Raw genomic sequence first — 14838 nt, forward strand, 5'->3', positions numbered from 1 at the left:
TAACCTAGTCTCATAATAGAACGGAAATAATTGATCATGGGTAATGCATATTTATGGACTAAGACGCTTCATATTGTTTTGATTGCCTCTTGGTTCGCTGGCTTGTTTTATCTGCCACGTATCTTTGTGAACTTGGCTGATGAAAAAAATCCTGAGGTTCATGCGCGCCTTCTTGGTATGGCGAATCGCTTATTTCGATTTATGACCATATTGGCGGTACCTGCCGTACTGCTAGGTCTTGCTTTGTGGTTGCATTTCAAAATAGGTTCTGGTGAGGTATGGATGCATGCCAAGATGTTCTTTGTACTTCTGGTGATCGGTTATCACCATGCCTGTTGGGGTTTGCTCAAAAAGTTCCGTAATGGTGTCAATACCCATTCAGGAGTTTGGTATCGTTGGTTCAACGAAGCGCCAGTCCTCCTTCTGTTGATTGTGACGGCCTTGGTAGTCATTAAGCCTTAATTTTTTTATTTCACCCCTTTTAGATTGCTAGCCTCATGAGATTTTTTGTTGTTTGTCCAGGCGGACTTGAAGTACCTCTTGCACAAGAGCTAGCAAGTATTGCGCAGCGCCCTGACTGTAAGGCCTTGGGTGCTTGGGTGATTGATCCAACGCCTACGAGTCCTACGGGGGGAGTGGGTTTGGCAGCGCCGATATCAGCTGCCATGGCTTTGAATCTGCATTCTCGGATTGCGAGTCGAGTGTTGCTCCAGATGGCGGAATCGCCATATCGCCAGGAAGAAGATTTATATAAGCTGGCTAGTGGTTTAGCTTGGGAAGAGTGGTTTTCTTCCAAACAAACTCTACGTGTTGATGTCACCGCGCATCGCTCTCCACTTAAGAGCTTAAATTTTGCAACCTTGAAGATTAAGGATGCAATTGTTGATCGTCTCCGTGATGTCACTGGTGATCGTCCAAGTATTGATACGGCATTTCCAGATGTGCGGGTACAGGCCCACCTCACGGCAACTCATGCCACGATCTATTTGGATACTTCAGGTGAGGCCTTATTTAAACGCGGCTGGAGAGATGAAAAGGGTGACGCGCCCTTAAAAGAAAATCTTGCGGCCGGTATCTTGTCAATTACCGGCTGGAAACCATCGCAAACTTTATTTGATCCGATGTGCGGTAGTGGGACCTTTTTGATTGAGGCCGCTCAAATGGCTTTGGCTATTCCACCGGGCGCCATTCGGGCAGGGATGTACGGAGACGATGCTAAGCCGAGTCGCTTGGCTTACCGTCCTCTAGTGACGTCCGCTCATGGATTTGGGTTTGTGCGACTCAAGCCATTTAATGAAGCTGCTGAACAAAAGCGTTGGACCACTCTAAAAGACGCTGCACATGCTGAAATGATGGAGAAGCGTAAGCAGTTTCCAGATTCAGAGTCTTTGGGTATTAGTGGTGGTGATATTAATGAGCGCTTGGTAGCTATGTTTAAGGGTAATTGGCAGCGGGCTCAGTTGCCGGGCTTACCAGTAACGCGTCAAGTTGATGCTTTAACAAGCAAGCCTCCAGCAAATACTCAAGATGGTGTCATGCTATTGAACCCGCCTTATGGTGAGCGCCTAGTGATCAAGGGTGGACGAGGCCAGGATCGCGCTGCGGATGGTGATGCGGAGCGAGACTCGTATGAACAGGCTGAGGAGCCAGAAGATCGCTACGCCTTTAATCTGGAAACAGGCCGTCAGAGCGCTAAACGCTCTAGCCGTGAATCTCTCAAAAAGTTACAAGCTCAAGAAGAGCAGGATCCAAAATTTGTAGAGTTCTTAGGGCAGTTTGGTCAGCATCTGAAGGATGCTTTTGGTGGCTGGAATGTCTTTGTATTAACAGCAGATATGGCATTACCAGGGCAGTTGCGTATCAAGGAGTCTAAGCGCACCCCGTTATTTAATGGCCCTCTGGAATGTAGATTGTTTAAGTTCGAAATGCATCAAAAACGTGATGCTGCATCCGATTTAAAATAAAAAGATAGCAAAGGAAGACGGCAATGGAATTTAAAACTTATATGTGTTTAATTTGTGGCTGGGTCTACGACGAAGCTGCAGGTTTGCCTGAAGAGGGTATTGCACCGGGCACGCTTTGGAAAGATGTACCCATGAACTGGACCTGTCCTGAGTGCGGTGCACGCAAAGAAGACTTTGAAATGATGGCGATCTAATCGATCAATTTACTTAGATCATATTTAAATTCATTAGCTAAATCGGGAAAAGTATCTTGGGAAAAAATGACATCTTATTTGAGCGCGCACAAAAAACAATTCCTGGGGGTGTGAATTCTCCAGTACGCGCTTTTCGTCAGGTAGGCGGAACGCCGCGTTTTGTTGCCAAAGCAAAAGGCCCTTATTTCTGGGATGCTGAAGGTACGCGCTATATTGATTTAATTATGTCTTGGGGTCCTATGATTGCGGGCCATGCAAATCCAGAAGTGGTGGAAGCAGTAAAGCGGGCTGCAGAAACTAGCTTTAGCTACGGCGCCCCTACCGAAGGCGAAATTGAATTAGCAGAACGCATCTGCCAATTGGTGCCAAGTATTGAGCAAGTACGAATGGTCTCGAGTGGAACCGAAGCCACTATGAGTGCATTACGTCTTGCACGTGGCCATACGGGGCGCGATCTTATTATTAAATTTGAAGGTTGCTATCACGGTCATGCTGATAGTCTTTTGGTAAAGGCGGGCTCTGGCCTCTTGACCTTTGCAGATTCAACTCAAAACGCACCTTCCTCTGGCGGCGTGCCACAGGATTTAGTTAAACATACCTTGGTGCTGCCATATAACGATGTTGCGGCGCTACAGGAGGTATTTGATAAGCAGGGTGATCAAGTTGCCGCGGTGATTATTGAGCCATTTTCTGGCAATATGAATCTCATTAAACCTTCAAAAGAATTTCTCTCGACACTGCGTCAGTTGACGAGCCAGCATGGCAGCGTGCTCATTTACGACGAAGTCATGACCGGCTTTAGGGTTGCTTTGGGTGGTGCGCAATCTTTACAAGGGATTACTCCTGATCTTACTTGTCTTGGTAAGGTGATGGGCGGCGGTATGCCGATGGCTGCTTTTGGCGGTAAAAAAGAAATCATGTCCAAACTTGCCCCCTTGGGTAATGTTTACCAGGCGGGTACCTTGTCTGGTAATCCTGTTGCCGTAGCAGCGGGATTAAAGACGTTGGAAATTATTTCTCGAGAAGGTTTCTTCGATTGCCTGACTGGGCAAACTGAAAAACTGATGACCGGTTTAAAGTTGGCTGCGGATGAAGCGGGTGTGCCGTTTGCTGTCGATAGCGTTGGCGGCATGTTCGGCTTTTACTTTACCAATGAAATCCCCACTTCTTTTGAAGCTGTTACTAAAACAGATATCGAAGCGTTTAAGAAATTCTTCCACTTGATGTTAGATCAAGGAGTGTACTTAGCTCCATCTGCTTATGAGGCTGGATTTACTTCTATTGCTCATGACAATGCAGTTTTAGAGGAAATCATCACTGCTGCGAAAACTGCATTTAAGAAGTTATAAGAGGTTGTAGTCAGAATTACATTCTGAGTGGATGGTCATAGCCATCTACTTGAATGATTTCCAGTTTCTTACTCGGTTTGCCTGACTCCGGAATTTCCATGGCTGTGAGCTTGCCACCCCAGACGCAGCCCGTATCTAGGCCAATGACATTGTCATGTCGGAGTAGTCCTAGAGTGGACCAGTGCCCGAAGTAAATCAGGCTATCTTGAGTTTTCCTCTTGGGTGCTTTAAACCAAGGGATGTAGCCCTTTGGACCATCCTCAAAACCTTCCTTGCTCTCAAACTCCATCATGCCTGTTGGAGTGCAAAAACGAACACGGGTTAGTGCGTTGGTGATGACACGCAATCGCTCATAGCCCTTGAGAGAGTTACTCCATTTGTTTGGGGTATTGCCGTACATGCTAGCTAAAAAATCTTTATAGGATTTTTTGCGCAGCGCTTTCTCTACTTCTTGTGCACATTCAATCGTTTGCTGTAAATCCCATTGAGGCAGGACACCTGCATGTACCGTTAAGACCTTGCCATTACTCAGGGCCATTGGCCGATGGCGTAACCAATGAATTAATTCTGCTCTATCGGGTGCATCTAGGATGGGTTGAACGGTATCTAGCCCCTTGGTTTTGCGGATGCCTGCATCTATCGCAAGTAAGTGGAGATCATGATTGCCAAGAATGCACTCTATCCGTTGATCTTCTTGGAGTTGTTTGAGGTGACGCAATGTGCCTAAGGAATCCGGCCCTCGATTAACAAGATCGCCCAAGAAAATCATCTTAGACTGCTTGGGGAGCTTCTTGACGAGCGCCTTCAAGGAGGGCGCGCAGCCCTGAATATCGCCGATGGCATAGATCTTACTCATGCCCTATCTTAAAGCGGAAAGCATCAAAGTCGCGAGTAAGTTAGTCGGCTGTAGATTCTGGACTAACTTTTTTAACCACGCTATAGCGTACCAAGGTCTTTTTGCGTGCCTCATCATGATTTACAACCGGAAGTGGGTAGTCACGCCCTAGAAGAACGCCGGCTGCTTCTAGTTCAATATGACCAGATTCCCAAGGTGCATGAATGGATTTCTTGGAAAGCTTGTCTAGCTGAGGCAGGTAGCGACGAATAAATTTGCCTTCAGGATCAAACTTCTGAGATTGGGTAATAGGGTTAAAGATTCTGAAGTAGGGTTGTGCATCGCATCCTGAAGAAGAAGCCCATTGCCAGCCACCATTATTAGAAGACAACTCAAAATCATTGAGGTGTTTTGCAAAATACATTTCACCCCAGCGCCAATCAATTCCTAAATCCTTAGTAAGGAAGCTGGCAACCACCATGCGTAGGCGATTATGCATATATCCACTTTGGTTAAGTTGGCACATAGCTGCATCAACTAGCGGGTAGCCTGTTTTGCCATCGCACCAGGCTTTAAATAGTTTCTTGGCAGTGGCACCACTTTCCCACTCGATATTGTCATAGTCTGGTTTGAAGGCTGCACCTTCAGCAAGACGTGGATGGTTCGCCAGAATCATGAAATAAAAATCACGCCAGATTAATTCACTTAACCAGATCGTTGCACCCATACTGCCAGCGAGCATGCGGCGATGGGCATCGCGTACCAAGCCTCGAATCGAGAGCATGCCAAAGCGTAAGTATGTCGACAGATAGCTCACACCTTTAATGGCAGGGAAATCTCGACCGATTTGATACTGATCGATGCGATGGAGGAAGTCTTCCAAGAAACTCTGGCCACCCTCAGATCCTGGCGGGAGATAAGTTTCAATCCCGGTTGGGCTAAAGCCCATAGATTCTAGAGATGGAATAGGGGATTCCAAAGTATTTGGGATGGCTGCAAATTGCCCTTTTTTAGGCATGCAGTCATATGCTGCGATATCTTTTTCTTGTAGTGTCTTAAGCCAATTGTTCTTATAGGGTGTAAAGATTGAGAACACTGTATTTGAGTTAGTCAGAATTTCTTTCTTCTCAAAAATCACTTGGTCTTTAAAAGACTCAAATTCAATACCCAATTTTTCTAGCGACTGTTTTACAGAGTCATCGCGGGCAATTGCTGATGGTTCATAGTCATGATTGGTGTAAACGGTATTGACACCCAAAGTATGCGCAATCTTTGGAATGCACGTAGTGGGTTTGCCAAACTGAACAATTAGTCCGCCACCTTGTTTGCGCAATTGTGCATCTATTTGTTGCAGGCCCTGCCATATAAAGTCTACACGCCGATCCTGTTTGAGACCGCTTGCATCTAGATCTTCCGTTTTCAGCAGATCCAAAATACTGGTATCGAAGATGAACGCTAGCCAAACTTGGGCATTATTTTTCAGGGCGTGGTGAAGTGCTGCGTTGTCGTAAAGACGCAGGTCGCGACGGAGCCAGACGAGAGCTTTTTGCATAGGCAACATCTTATGGCTTATTCAAGAAAAGTGCTTGATTGCATTAGATTTTCTGTAAAATAATGCTAATATGACCACGGCCAAGAAAGCCTCCACAGAAGCCTCTCAGGCTTTGAATTCAGCCTTATCGCATGAGTCATCCATTTCTTTTTCCGCTGACCATCTAGCAAACCAATTCCTCATTGCCATGCCTGGGATGGTCGACCCTAATTTTGCGGGTTCAGTTATCTATCTTTTTGAGCATACCGAGCGAGGCGCGATGGGCTTGGTGATCAATCGCCCGACTGAACTCGATATGGGCGCCTTATTTGAAAAAATTGAGGTCAAGCTGGAGGCTGAGCCAGTATCAGATCAACCAGTCTATTTTGGTGGGCCAGTGCAAATTGAACGTGGATTTGTCTTGCATGAGCCCTCTGCAGAGCTAGCTTATAGCTCTTCCTTGGCCGTTCCAGGTGGCTTAACCATGACGACATCTAAGGATGTACTTGAGGCTGTTGCAACAGGTTCTGGACCTAGTAAATTCTTAATGACCTTGGGTTATGCGGGTTGGAGTGCTGGGCAACTTGAGGAAGAGATTACCCTTAATGGCTGGATAAACGTGCCCCTGTCCCAGCAGCAAATGATTGAGATTATTTTCAATACCCCCTCTAGTCAGCGCTATGAACGGACCATGGGTCTTCTAGGATTTGACCCCTCTCATTTATCAGGCGAGGCAGGGCATGCTTGAGGGCATCAAGAAGGGCGCAGCGTTGACGGTCATGGCTTTTGACTTTGGGACGCGACGGATTGGTGTTGCCATTGGCAATACTCTGACCAAAGCTGGCCAGCCTTTGAAGATTATTGCGGAGCCATCTGAGGATGTGCGATTTAGAGCTATTCAGACCTTGATCAAAGAGTGGCAGCCAAGTCAGTTGGTGGTGGGGATGCCATGTCATCCTGACGGTACAGAGCATGAAATGAGCGCCAAGGCTCGCCGCTTTGGCAATCAGTTGCACGGACGCTTTCAGTTGCCCGTAGATTGGGTAGATGAGCGCTATACCTCTGCGGTTTTAGAGGGTGATCCTGATATGCGAGACAATTTGGATGCGCAGTCTGCGGCCTTGATTTTGGAGCAGTATTTTCTTGAGAAGAATTGGATTAGTTGAGATGAATGCAGAGCAGTCGTATCGGAAACTATTAGAGGCAATCAAGCATCGTAAAGATGCAAATGAGGTCTTTGAGTTGGCTGGTCTTGCGATGGGTGGCGCATGGATTGCGGAGCGTTTGGCTGCCGATCTCAATTTGCCTCACTACGGTGTGATTAATGTGGCTTTTCATCGGGATGATTATGCGGAGAAGGGGATGACTGCGCTTAGTACTGCTAGTACCATGTCCACCAATCTTCCCTTTGAAGTAAATGGCGCAAACATTATCTTGATCGATGATGTTTTATTGACTGGCCGTACAGTTCGAGCAGCCCTTAATGAGTTATTTGATTTTGGTCGGCCGGCACAAGTGCAGTTGATGGTATTGGCCGATCGTGAGAATCGTGAGTTACCAATCTCGGCAGATTTTGTAGGGGAGCAAGTGAGTGTTCTAGACAATCAAATATTGGTTTTAGAAAAAGATGATGCTGGCAAGTTCAGCTTCCAATTAGAGGCGCGTACAGGATGAGCGTAGATACCACTTCAGTAAATGCTCCATTGAGCAGCCCTGTAAACCAATTTAATAGTGCTGGTGAGTTAACTCATCTTCTCACTCTAGAGGGTTTACCTAAAGAGCAGATTCTGCACATTTTGGATACCGCTCAGCAGTTTGTGAGCATTACAGATCCTGCTAGAGAGGTAAAAAAAGTACCTCTATTGCGAGGTAAAAGCGTATTCAATCTCTTTTTTGAAAACTCCACCCGTACGCGTACCACTTTTGAGATCGCTGCCAAACGTTTATCTGCCGATGTGATCAACCTGGATATCTCCACTTCTTCTACGGCTAAAGGCGAGAGTCTTCTAGATACCATTGATAACTTGGTGGCTATGCAGGCGGATATTTTTGTTGTGCGCCACAGCGTCTCTAGGGCGCCAATTGAGATTGCTCAACATGTTCCACCACATGTGCACGTGGTGAACGCGGGTGATGGTAGTCATCAGCATCCTACGCAAGGCTTGCTTGATATGTATACGATGCGCCACTTTAAGAAAGACTTTAGTGGGCTGAAGGTCGCTATCGTTGGCGATATCGTGCATAGCCGTGTTGCTAAATCCAATATCTGCGCATTGAGAACTTTGGGTTGTACTGATATCAGAGCTATTGGCCCTGAGAGCCTGCTACCAAGTGACTTGGACATGCTTGGGGTTAAGGTCTTCCATAGTATGGAAGAGGGTCTTAAAGGCGTTGATGTAGTGATGACTCTACGTATTCAGAAAGAACGCATGGAAGCTGGTCAGGTGCCTGAGGGCGATGCCTTCTTTAAGCAGTATGGCTTAACCCCCACACGCCTAGCCTTAGCCAAACCCGATGCCATTGTGATGCATCCGGGCCCAATGAATCGTGGCGTAGAGATAGATTCATCAGTTGCAGATGGCCCGCAATCCGTCATCTTGAATCAAGTGACCTTTGGTATTGCGGTGCGGATGGCGGTGATGTCGATTGTTGCGGGGAATTAGAGGCAATTTATGGCCTCATCAGTAATTCTATGAAGATGTGCTGTCTTTAATTTCTTTAAATTTAGCAAGAATAGTATTTGCCATTTCATCATAAGAGAAGCGGCCTTCAATGAATTTTCTTCCTGATGCTGCAATCCCCTCTATTTTTTGCGTGTCATGCAGTAGTTGAGAAAGAGATTGCTTGAACTCATCAACGCTGTTGAAGAGAATTAAGTTCTGATTATTAATTAATTCTGGGTGGAGTTCATCGTAATTATCAGAGCAAAGAATTGATCCTGAAGCCAAAATTTCATAAGGCCTCATGTTGATTCCGCTTTGAGTCTCCAGAACATTTTCTGGCTTCGCAATAATACTCAGAACAACTTTGGATGAGTTGTAGAGCTTATTTAACTTTTCCCCGTAGCACTCAATACCCTTAATTGCCTTAAGTAAAGAAGGCTTAGATAAAGCAGGTGCCACCCACCTTGAGCCATAGAGACTAACTTTATTGGTTACCTCTAATGCCGCTAGAATAAATTTCTCCCGGTGTACGCTATGTTTTCCAACGAAGGAGATGTCAATTGATTTTTTAGTGCCGGGAATATAGCGGAATTCATGATGATCGACTGCGTGAGGCAAATAACTTGTATTTACAAATCCCAGCCCATTCAAGACGCTTATCGCAATCTTGCTGTAAGAAAAATACCAATCAAGATTCGTGGCAAATAAGGTCAGTCTCTTGGGGTCTTGAACGGGGTCCACAAGCCAGGCAACCTTAGGGGCGTTAATTTGAGAGAGTGTTGATTCTGAATAATGAATACCGTGTATAAAAAATACGAAATCAGGATTATTTTTTTTGTAAAACTTTACTAGCTCTGTATTAAGATAGTTCCAATGCGTTAATGGATGTCTTGAAAAAAGAAATTTTCCCTTTTTAAGAATCCGAAGGTTGTGGGCCCACTTGTTAATCGCGTGGAATACGTATTTATCGACCCAATGGTGATGTTCATTTGCCAGGAAGGTAATTGTTTCTACCCCAACATTTTCAAACCCCTTTTCCAGTCCTGGAACGATAGCTGGCTTAGATTGATAAACAATAAGGATGCGGGTCATGAGGGGTGAGGCCTTGGTGGCAATGATTTGTAAGTTTACAATGCCATTGAATACTTCTTTTGTTGCTGAGAGAAACTTTTAATCACTGCCAGAGGCTATATGAGGCTCGTAAAGTATTTTAAAACCCTGAAAATGATGTTTCGGTCTCTTAGCCATATTGTGGATATGGAAGAGGTTGAAGATTTAGAGCCTTTCTACTCTAAATTCCGGGCCAACTCGTCTAGCAATGCAAATTCGAAGACTTTGGATCTGGGGTGCGGGGGTATTCCTAGGAATCCATTTAAGGCAGATCTTCTTTATGGGATTGATATCCGAGATAGCGCTAATCCCAACATTGCTAAATCTGATCTTGCGCAAGGGGGAATTCCCCATGCGGATGCCTCTATGGACTACATCACCGCATTTGATTTTATCGAGCACGTTCCTCGGGTTGTTTATTTGCCGCAAATTCGCTACTCCTTCATAGAGTTAATGAATGAGGTTTATCGCGTTCTTACTCCTGGCGGACTCTTTCTGGCTCAAACCCCTGTGTACCCCTTTTCCGCATGCTTCACAGATCCAACCCATATCAATCCAATAACGAGCGAAACGTTCTCTCAATATTTTGATGATCAGCGTCAGTGGGGGAGGATGTATGGATTCAATGGCGCCTTCAAGATAGAGGGTCAAGTTCGCCATTCGACCCATTTGATCAGTGTGCTGAGAAAAGTTTGAGCTTGGTGAGAGACGCTGCAATCGAATCTAGGGTAGGGGCCAATAAAGTATTGGTGCTCTACCATTACTTTGAAAAAGACCAGTCATACGTTGATAACTTTGTCCACTTTTTGAGATATGGGTATGACTCAAGCTTAAATTATTTGATTATTGTTGCTGGCGAATACTCAATTGAACTACCAGTTTTGGATAATATTGAGTATCTTTTTACTGAAAATAAAAATTTTGACTATGGCGGATATTGTGCGGCCATAAAAAATCTAGCTTTATGGCAAAGATATGATTTTTATTTCTTTGTTAACTCATCTGTGCGCGGCCCTTTTCTTTTAGGCTACTGTAATCAAAAATGGACTGACCTATTTATTGAGAAGTTTTCGGATGATGTTGGAATCGTCGGATCTGTTATCAGTATCACTCCCCATGAGCATTCGATTGCAAAGATGTACTATCAAAAGTACGGAATTCTTGACCGAAATGATCAGTTCTTAGGCCATGTTCAAACTACCTGTTATGTATTGAGTCGTCATGTTCTCAACCAGCTTATTGATAGCGGTTTTTATGATAGGGTTGATGATCTTAGTAAGGATGAAACGGTGCGAGACTATGAAATTCGGCTCTCTCAGCTCATTTCGGATATGGGTTTGAATTTTCAATGCATGCTTCCTGAATACAACCAAGTAGATTATCGAGAAGCCTTGGTAGATATAAATCCCAGCTCAAGAGAAGGGGATAGTGGGTTTCAGGGCTCTTATTTTGGGAGAAGTGCTCACCCTTATGAGGCCACCTTTATTAAGACAAGTAGAAATACTTTTTCTGATGAAGAGTTGCAGCGTTTTGCATTTTCCATGTCAGCTCAATTTAAAGCCAATGACCGTTTAGCGCGGCAAGGTCTAATAAGGACCTATATTCAAAAAATTCAATCTTGCGCATTGAGGATGGGTGAAAATACAAAGCCGAATCAGCGCAATTTACTTAAATATTTTTTTAGGAAATTTAAGTAAATTTCGAATTACTTGCAAAAGTAATCGGCGATTTGTTGTTTGAATATTCTCGGCTCATCTTGTAACCACTTCCTATAAGTGCCAAAGTCCGCATAGTGTTTTGGAAAGTTTTCCATCACATCGTTAGCGAGTTCACCGAAGGCTTCCACAAAGTTTGGGGCGCTACTATCAAATTTGTATTGCGATGGTATTGGTAGATCAACTGTATTTCCGGCTGAACCCAATTTTCCTGTGATCAAGCAGCATCCATGCATTGCCGCCTCGCGTGGCATACGGTCCCTACCAGGATGGTGCCCAAAATCAATATATAACTTTGCGCTGTAGAGTTTTTCTGAGAGCTGGTCTCGGTTTAAACCCTTGAGGGGCAGAAATTGCCATTGAGGATAGCGCGCAATCAGTTGTTGTGTAACTTTCCAACCCTTGGTTGGGTTGTACAAAATAATATTTTGCTTGTGATCAATCTTGTCTAGATATTTATCCGTGAGGAAATCTTCATTGATGGAGTCAATCAATGGAATTGGATCAATGCCACAAGATTTGAGGTATTGAGTGGAGTGCTCGGTTTGCGAAAAGTGCAAGAGACTTTTGAGATTCTTTGCTCCGCCCCAGGGCCTCCGCCCTTGAAGAACTCGCTTGAAGTAACGTACGCGATCATGGAGGGGCCAAATATGTCGACGCTCCAAGAAGTTTTCTAGGGATAACCACCAAAGAGCCGCTTTCGCATGCTTGACCTTAAGTGCAAGCATGGGATCTACTTCGGGGAAAATGATCAGGTTGTCTGGCGCATCCTCATAGGCTGCTGACTGAGTTTGGTAGCGCTCATAAGGTGCGGGCGGCTTTGCGGATTCTGAGAAAGGGAGGTAGCACATGTAGGCCGGTAAACCTAGGCTATTCATATGCGCTGTTAGTTGGTGCAGCGCTTCGGGGCCGCCAGTAACTGCACCAGCTGGGCAAACAACCAATATCTTTTTGTAGTTATGCATCTAAAAGTATTTGAATCTCAGTAAGTGATATTTAAGACTGTGCTGAATCTAATTGCTTATAGAAGCGCCAAGTATCCTCGCACATTCGCTCAATTCCATATTTTGCTTCCCAGCCCAAGACTGTTTTAGCTGGGTCTGAATTTGCATAATACTCTGCCAAATCTCCAGATCTTCGCTCTACTAAATCGTATGGAATTTTCTTGCCACTGACTTTTTCAAAGGTGGCAATCATTTCAAGAACACTGTAGGGCTTTCCAGTTCCCAGGTTGACTGTAAGGGCGCCAGGGTGATCCTCTAGATATTGCAAGGCAAGTAAATGACCTTGGGCTAAATCATCTACGTGGATATAGTCTCGGAGGCCGGTGCCATCTGGTGTTGGGTAATCATTTCCAAATACTTTCAATTTTGGGAGGATGCCTAAAGCAATCTGACCAATATAGGGCATTAAGTTATTCGGTGTCCCAACAGGGTTCTCGCCAATCAAGCCTGATAGATGGGCTCCTACGGGGTTAAAGTAGCGTAAGCAGGCGACTCTGAGGCCAGGATTGGCTTTTGCGCTATCCCTGAGAATTTCCTCGACCATGAGTTTTGTGCGGCCATAGACATTAATAGGGGCGGTAGGCATCCCCTCTTGGTATTGAGTAGTTCCTGGCTCTCCATATACGGTTGCAGATGAAGAAAATACAAAGGTATCTACCTTGGCTTGAATCATCTCTTCTAGGAGTGTGATGCTGCCGGTCACATTATTGTCGTAGTACTTGAGTGGTTCATTTTGGGACTCGCCAACTGCTTTTAATCCTGCAAAATGAATCACCCCATCAATAGGGTGATTTGCAAAGATATTCCTCAGTAAAGCGCGATCTCGAATGTCGCCTTGGTAAAAAGTAGGAGCTTGGGCGCTAATTTTTTCAATACTGTTAAGGGTAATTGCTTTGCTATTGCACAGGTTATCCAATATGACGACTCTGTGACCACTCTCTTGCAGGGCTACTACAGTATGTGAGCCTATGTATCCCGCTCCACCAGTGACCAAAATTGTCTTCATATTTCTCTTGATATTAAAAGTAAAGGGACGCTAGGTTCCTAATGGTATTCTCTCTAGGGAATGCGTCTGGGGATTTGAAAATACACTAATTAGGCATTATTTCCATAAATAATAATCCCCTGCAACTGATGATTGCAGTAAATTTATAAAATACCCATGAAACTCAATATAAATCACACGTATACAAAGCTAGACTGGCTTGTAATTTTGTGTGTTTTTATGTTCCCGGTGACATTTTTAACTGTTCGTCATGGCGTGCATGTCTCATTATTTGCTTTGCTCCTGATTGCTGCTTATCAGTTCTGGCATGTTGGTGTAAAAAATATTCAGCTTGATTACCCACGGGACTTTTTCATCCTGTTCATTTTTTCGGGTTTGCTGCTTTCAGTTTTATTTTCCCAAATATTTCGTGGGGCCATTCATCCTGCAGCATTTGATGGACCATCCCGAATTTTATTTGCGGGAGTAGTCTTTTTATTGCTTAAGAGTCTAAATATTCCTTACATAAAAATATTGGGTATGGCGATCCCAATTGCACTTATATGTATTTTTACTGTGATTATTTTGAGCCCCCTTGATCCACATTGGATGGGTAGATACTCCATGTATTTTGTTGATCCGAATACCTTGGGATCTCAAACCTTCATTCTTGGCCTCCTATCTCTCCTGATGATTGGTTGGAGTGAAAAAAAATCCACCTTATTAATTGCCTTGCAAGTGCTTGGCGGCTTGCTGGGCTTATATATTTCTATTGACTCTGGATCGCGCGGGGGCTGGCTCACTGCACCATTTATTCTTTTGCTTATTTTATTGTTAAGGTTTGGTGATATTTCTCATGCTGGCCAATCTCAAAAGCAAAAAATGTGGCTACAGACCATTGCGGTTTGTATTGCTATCTTACTTGTATTTTTAATGGGATTTTATTTTTCAGAAAAGCTATCCACTCGAATTATTAGTGGTTATTTTGAAATTCTCCATTGGTTTAGCGGTGTTAATCTAGATACATCTGCTGGCACTAGATTAAGTATGTGGAAGTTTAGCTTTCAGTTTGCTAATGAGAGTTTGCTCTTTGGTTATGGTGAAGAGAAGAATATGATGCAGGTTTTGAAAGATAGTCCGCTCAACATCGCCGCTAACGAAACTGCCATCAATACTATGGCATTAACTGGCCCCCACAGCGATATTCTGAGCAAGCTCTTATCTGCAGGCCTCTTTGGATTGGGCGCTTATCTAAGCCTCTTACTCGTGCCATTTTCTATCTTCTGGAAGCAGCGCAATTCACAGGATTTCAACGTAAAGCAAGCTGCCAGAATTGGTCTTTTTTATATCACTGGCATATTTATTGCTGGGCTATCAAATGAGCAGTTGTCCCTCAAGTACTTGTGTACTTTTTATGGGCTGATGATTGCTGTGTTATTGGCGCAGGTGCTGCATAAGCCTTCAGCAGGGCGATTCAATTAATATGGT

16 protein-coding genes are annotated in these 14838 nt (G+C 44.4%); 11 read left to right on the forward strand and 5 right to left on the reverse strand.

What is annotated here, in order from left to right:
- Positions 1-36: 36 nt before the first annotated feature.
- The 4 genes from C2758_RS01205 to hemL are packed head-to-tail and all read left to right on the forward strand — an operon-like array spanning position 37 to position 3507.
- Positions 37-462, forward strand: coding sequence for a CopD family protein (locus tag C2758_RS01205; protein WP_215305778.1), 426 nt, complete (start codon positions 37-39; stop codon positions 460-462).
- Between the two features lie 35 nt (positions 463-497).
- Positions 498-1964, forward strand: a complete 1467-nt coding sequence (locus C2758_RS01210; RefSeq protein WP_215328749.1) for a class I SAM-dependent RNA methyltransferase — start codon at positions 498-500, stop codon at positions 1962-1964.
- 23 nt (positions 1965-1987) lie between these two features.
- Positions 1988-2158 carry a rubredoxin gene (locus tag C2758_RS01215; RefSeq protein WP_011902084.1) on the forward strand — a complete coding sequence of 57 codons (171 nt, stop codon included), beginning with the start codon at positions 1988-1990 and terminating at the stop codon, positions 2156-2158.
- 56 nt (positions 2159-2214) lie between these two features.
- Positions 2215-3507 carry a glutamate-1-semialdehyde 2,1-aminomutase gene (gene hemL, locus C2758_RS01220; protein WP_215328751.1) on the forward strand — a complete coding sequence of 431 codons (1293 nt, stop codon included), beginning with the start codon at positions 2215-2217 and terminating at the stop codon, positions 3505-3507.
- A 16-nt stretch (positions 3508-3523) separates the two neighbouring features.
- Here the strand turns inward: hemL and C2758_RS01225 are convergent, their stop codons facing one another.
- Positions 3524-4363 (reverse strand): symmetrical bis(5'-nucleosyl)-tetraphosphatase, encoded by an 840-nt coding sequence (locus C2758_RS01225; RefSeq protein ID WP_215328753.1) that lies wholly within the window; start codon positions 4361-4363, stop codon positions 3524-3526.
- A gap of 40 nt (positions 4364-4403) precedes the next feature.
- Positions 4404-5894, reverse strand: coding sequence for a deoxyribodipyrimidine photo-lyase (locus C2758_RS01230; RefSeq protein WP_215328761.1), 1491 nt, complete (start codon positions 5892-5894; stop codon positions 4404-4406).
- 142 nt (positions 5895-6036) lie between these two features.
- On the opposite strand from C2758_RS01230, the gene C2758_RS01235 reads away from it, so the two are divergent.
- Genes C2758_RS01235 through C2758_RS01250 form a run of 4 tightly spaced genes read left to right on the forward strand, consistent with a single transcriptional unit; the run spans position 6037 to position 8536 of the window.
- Positions 6037-6621 (forward strand): YqgE/AlgH family protein, encoded by a 585-nt coding sequence (locus tag C2758_RS01235; protein WP_215330004.1) that lies wholly within the window; start codon positions 6037-6039, stop codon positions 6619-6621.
- Positions 6614-7039 (forward strand): Holliday junction resolvase RuvX, encoded by a 426-nt coding sequence (ruvX, locus tag C2758_RS01240; protein ID WP_215328763.1) that lies wholly within the window; start codon positions 6614-6616, stop codon positions 7037-7039. Before C2758_RS01235 ends, ruvX begins: the two co-directional genes overlap by 8 nt.
- 1 nt (position 7040) lies before the next feature.
- A complete protein-coding gene (gene pyrR / locus C2758_RS01245) occupies positions 7041-7547 on the forward strand; it encodes a bifunctional pyr operon transcriptional regulator/uracil phosphoribosyltransferase PyrR (protein ID WP_215330006.1) in 507 nt (168 codons plus the stop codon).
- Complete coding sequence (locus C2758_RS01250) at positions 7544-8536, forward strand: aspartate carbamoyltransferase catalytic subunit (RefSeq protein WP_251369220.1); 993 nt, start codon at positions 7544-7546, stop codon at positions 8534-8536. Before pyrR ends, C2758_RS01250 begins: the two co-directional genes overlap by 4 nt.
- A gap of 27 nt (positions 8537-8563) precedes the next feature.
- Here the strand turns inward: C2758_RS01250 and C2758_RS01255 are convergent, their stop codons facing one another.
- Positions 8564-9628, reverse strand: coding sequence for a glycosyltransferase (locus C2758_RS01255; RefSeq protein ID WP_215328765.1), 1065 nt, complete (start codon positions 9626-9628; stop codon positions 8564-8566).
- A 132-nt stretch (positions 9629-9760) separates the two neighbouring features.
- Between C2758_RS01255 and C2758_RS01260 the strand changes: the two genes are divergently transcribed.
- Positions 9761-10342, forward strand: a complete 582-nt coding sequence (locus tag C2758_RS01260) for a methyltransferase domain-containing protein (protein WP_215328771.1) — start codon at positions 9761-9763, stop codon at positions 10340-10342.
- A gap of 5 nt (positions 10343-10347) precedes the next feature.
- A complete protein-coding gene (locus C2758_RS01265; RefSeq protein ID WP_215328773.1) occupies positions 10348-11343 on the forward strand; it encodes a hypothetical protein in 996 nt (331 codons plus the stop codon).
- An 8-nt stretch (positions 11344-11351) separates the two neighbouring features.
- Here C2758_RS01265 and C2758_RS01270 read toward each other — a convergent pair whose 3' ends face one another.
- Positions 11352-12326, reverse strand: coding sequence for a hypothetical protein (locus C2758_RS01270; RefSeq protein ID WP_215328775.1), 975 nt, complete (start codon positions 12324-12326; stop codon positions 11352-11354).
- 31 nt (positions 12327-12357) lie between these two features.
- Positions 12358-13371, reverse strand: coding sequence for a UDP-glucose 4-epimerase GalE (gene galE / locus C2758_RS01275; RefSeq protein ID WP_215328777.1), 1014 nt, complete (start codon positions 13369-13371; stop codon positions 12358-12360).
- A gap of 156 nt (positions 13372-13527) precedes the next feature.
- Between galE and C2758_RS01280 the strand changes: the two genes are divergently transcribed.
- The gene (locus C2758_RS01280) at positions 13528-14832 is read left to right on the forward strand and encodes an O-antigen ligase (RefSeq protein ID WP_215328782.1); all 1305 of its coding nucleotides are present in this window, start codon (positions 13528-13530) and stop codon (positions 14830-14832) included.
- The last annotated feature ends 6 nt before the right edge of the window (positions 14833-14838 follow it).

It is taken from the genome of Polynucleobacter sp. AP-Sving-400A-A2 (genome assembly GCF_018688155.1).
Classification (GTDB): domain Bacteria; phylum Pseudomonadota; class Gammaproteobacteria; order Burkholderiales; family Burkholderiaceae; genus Polynucleobacter.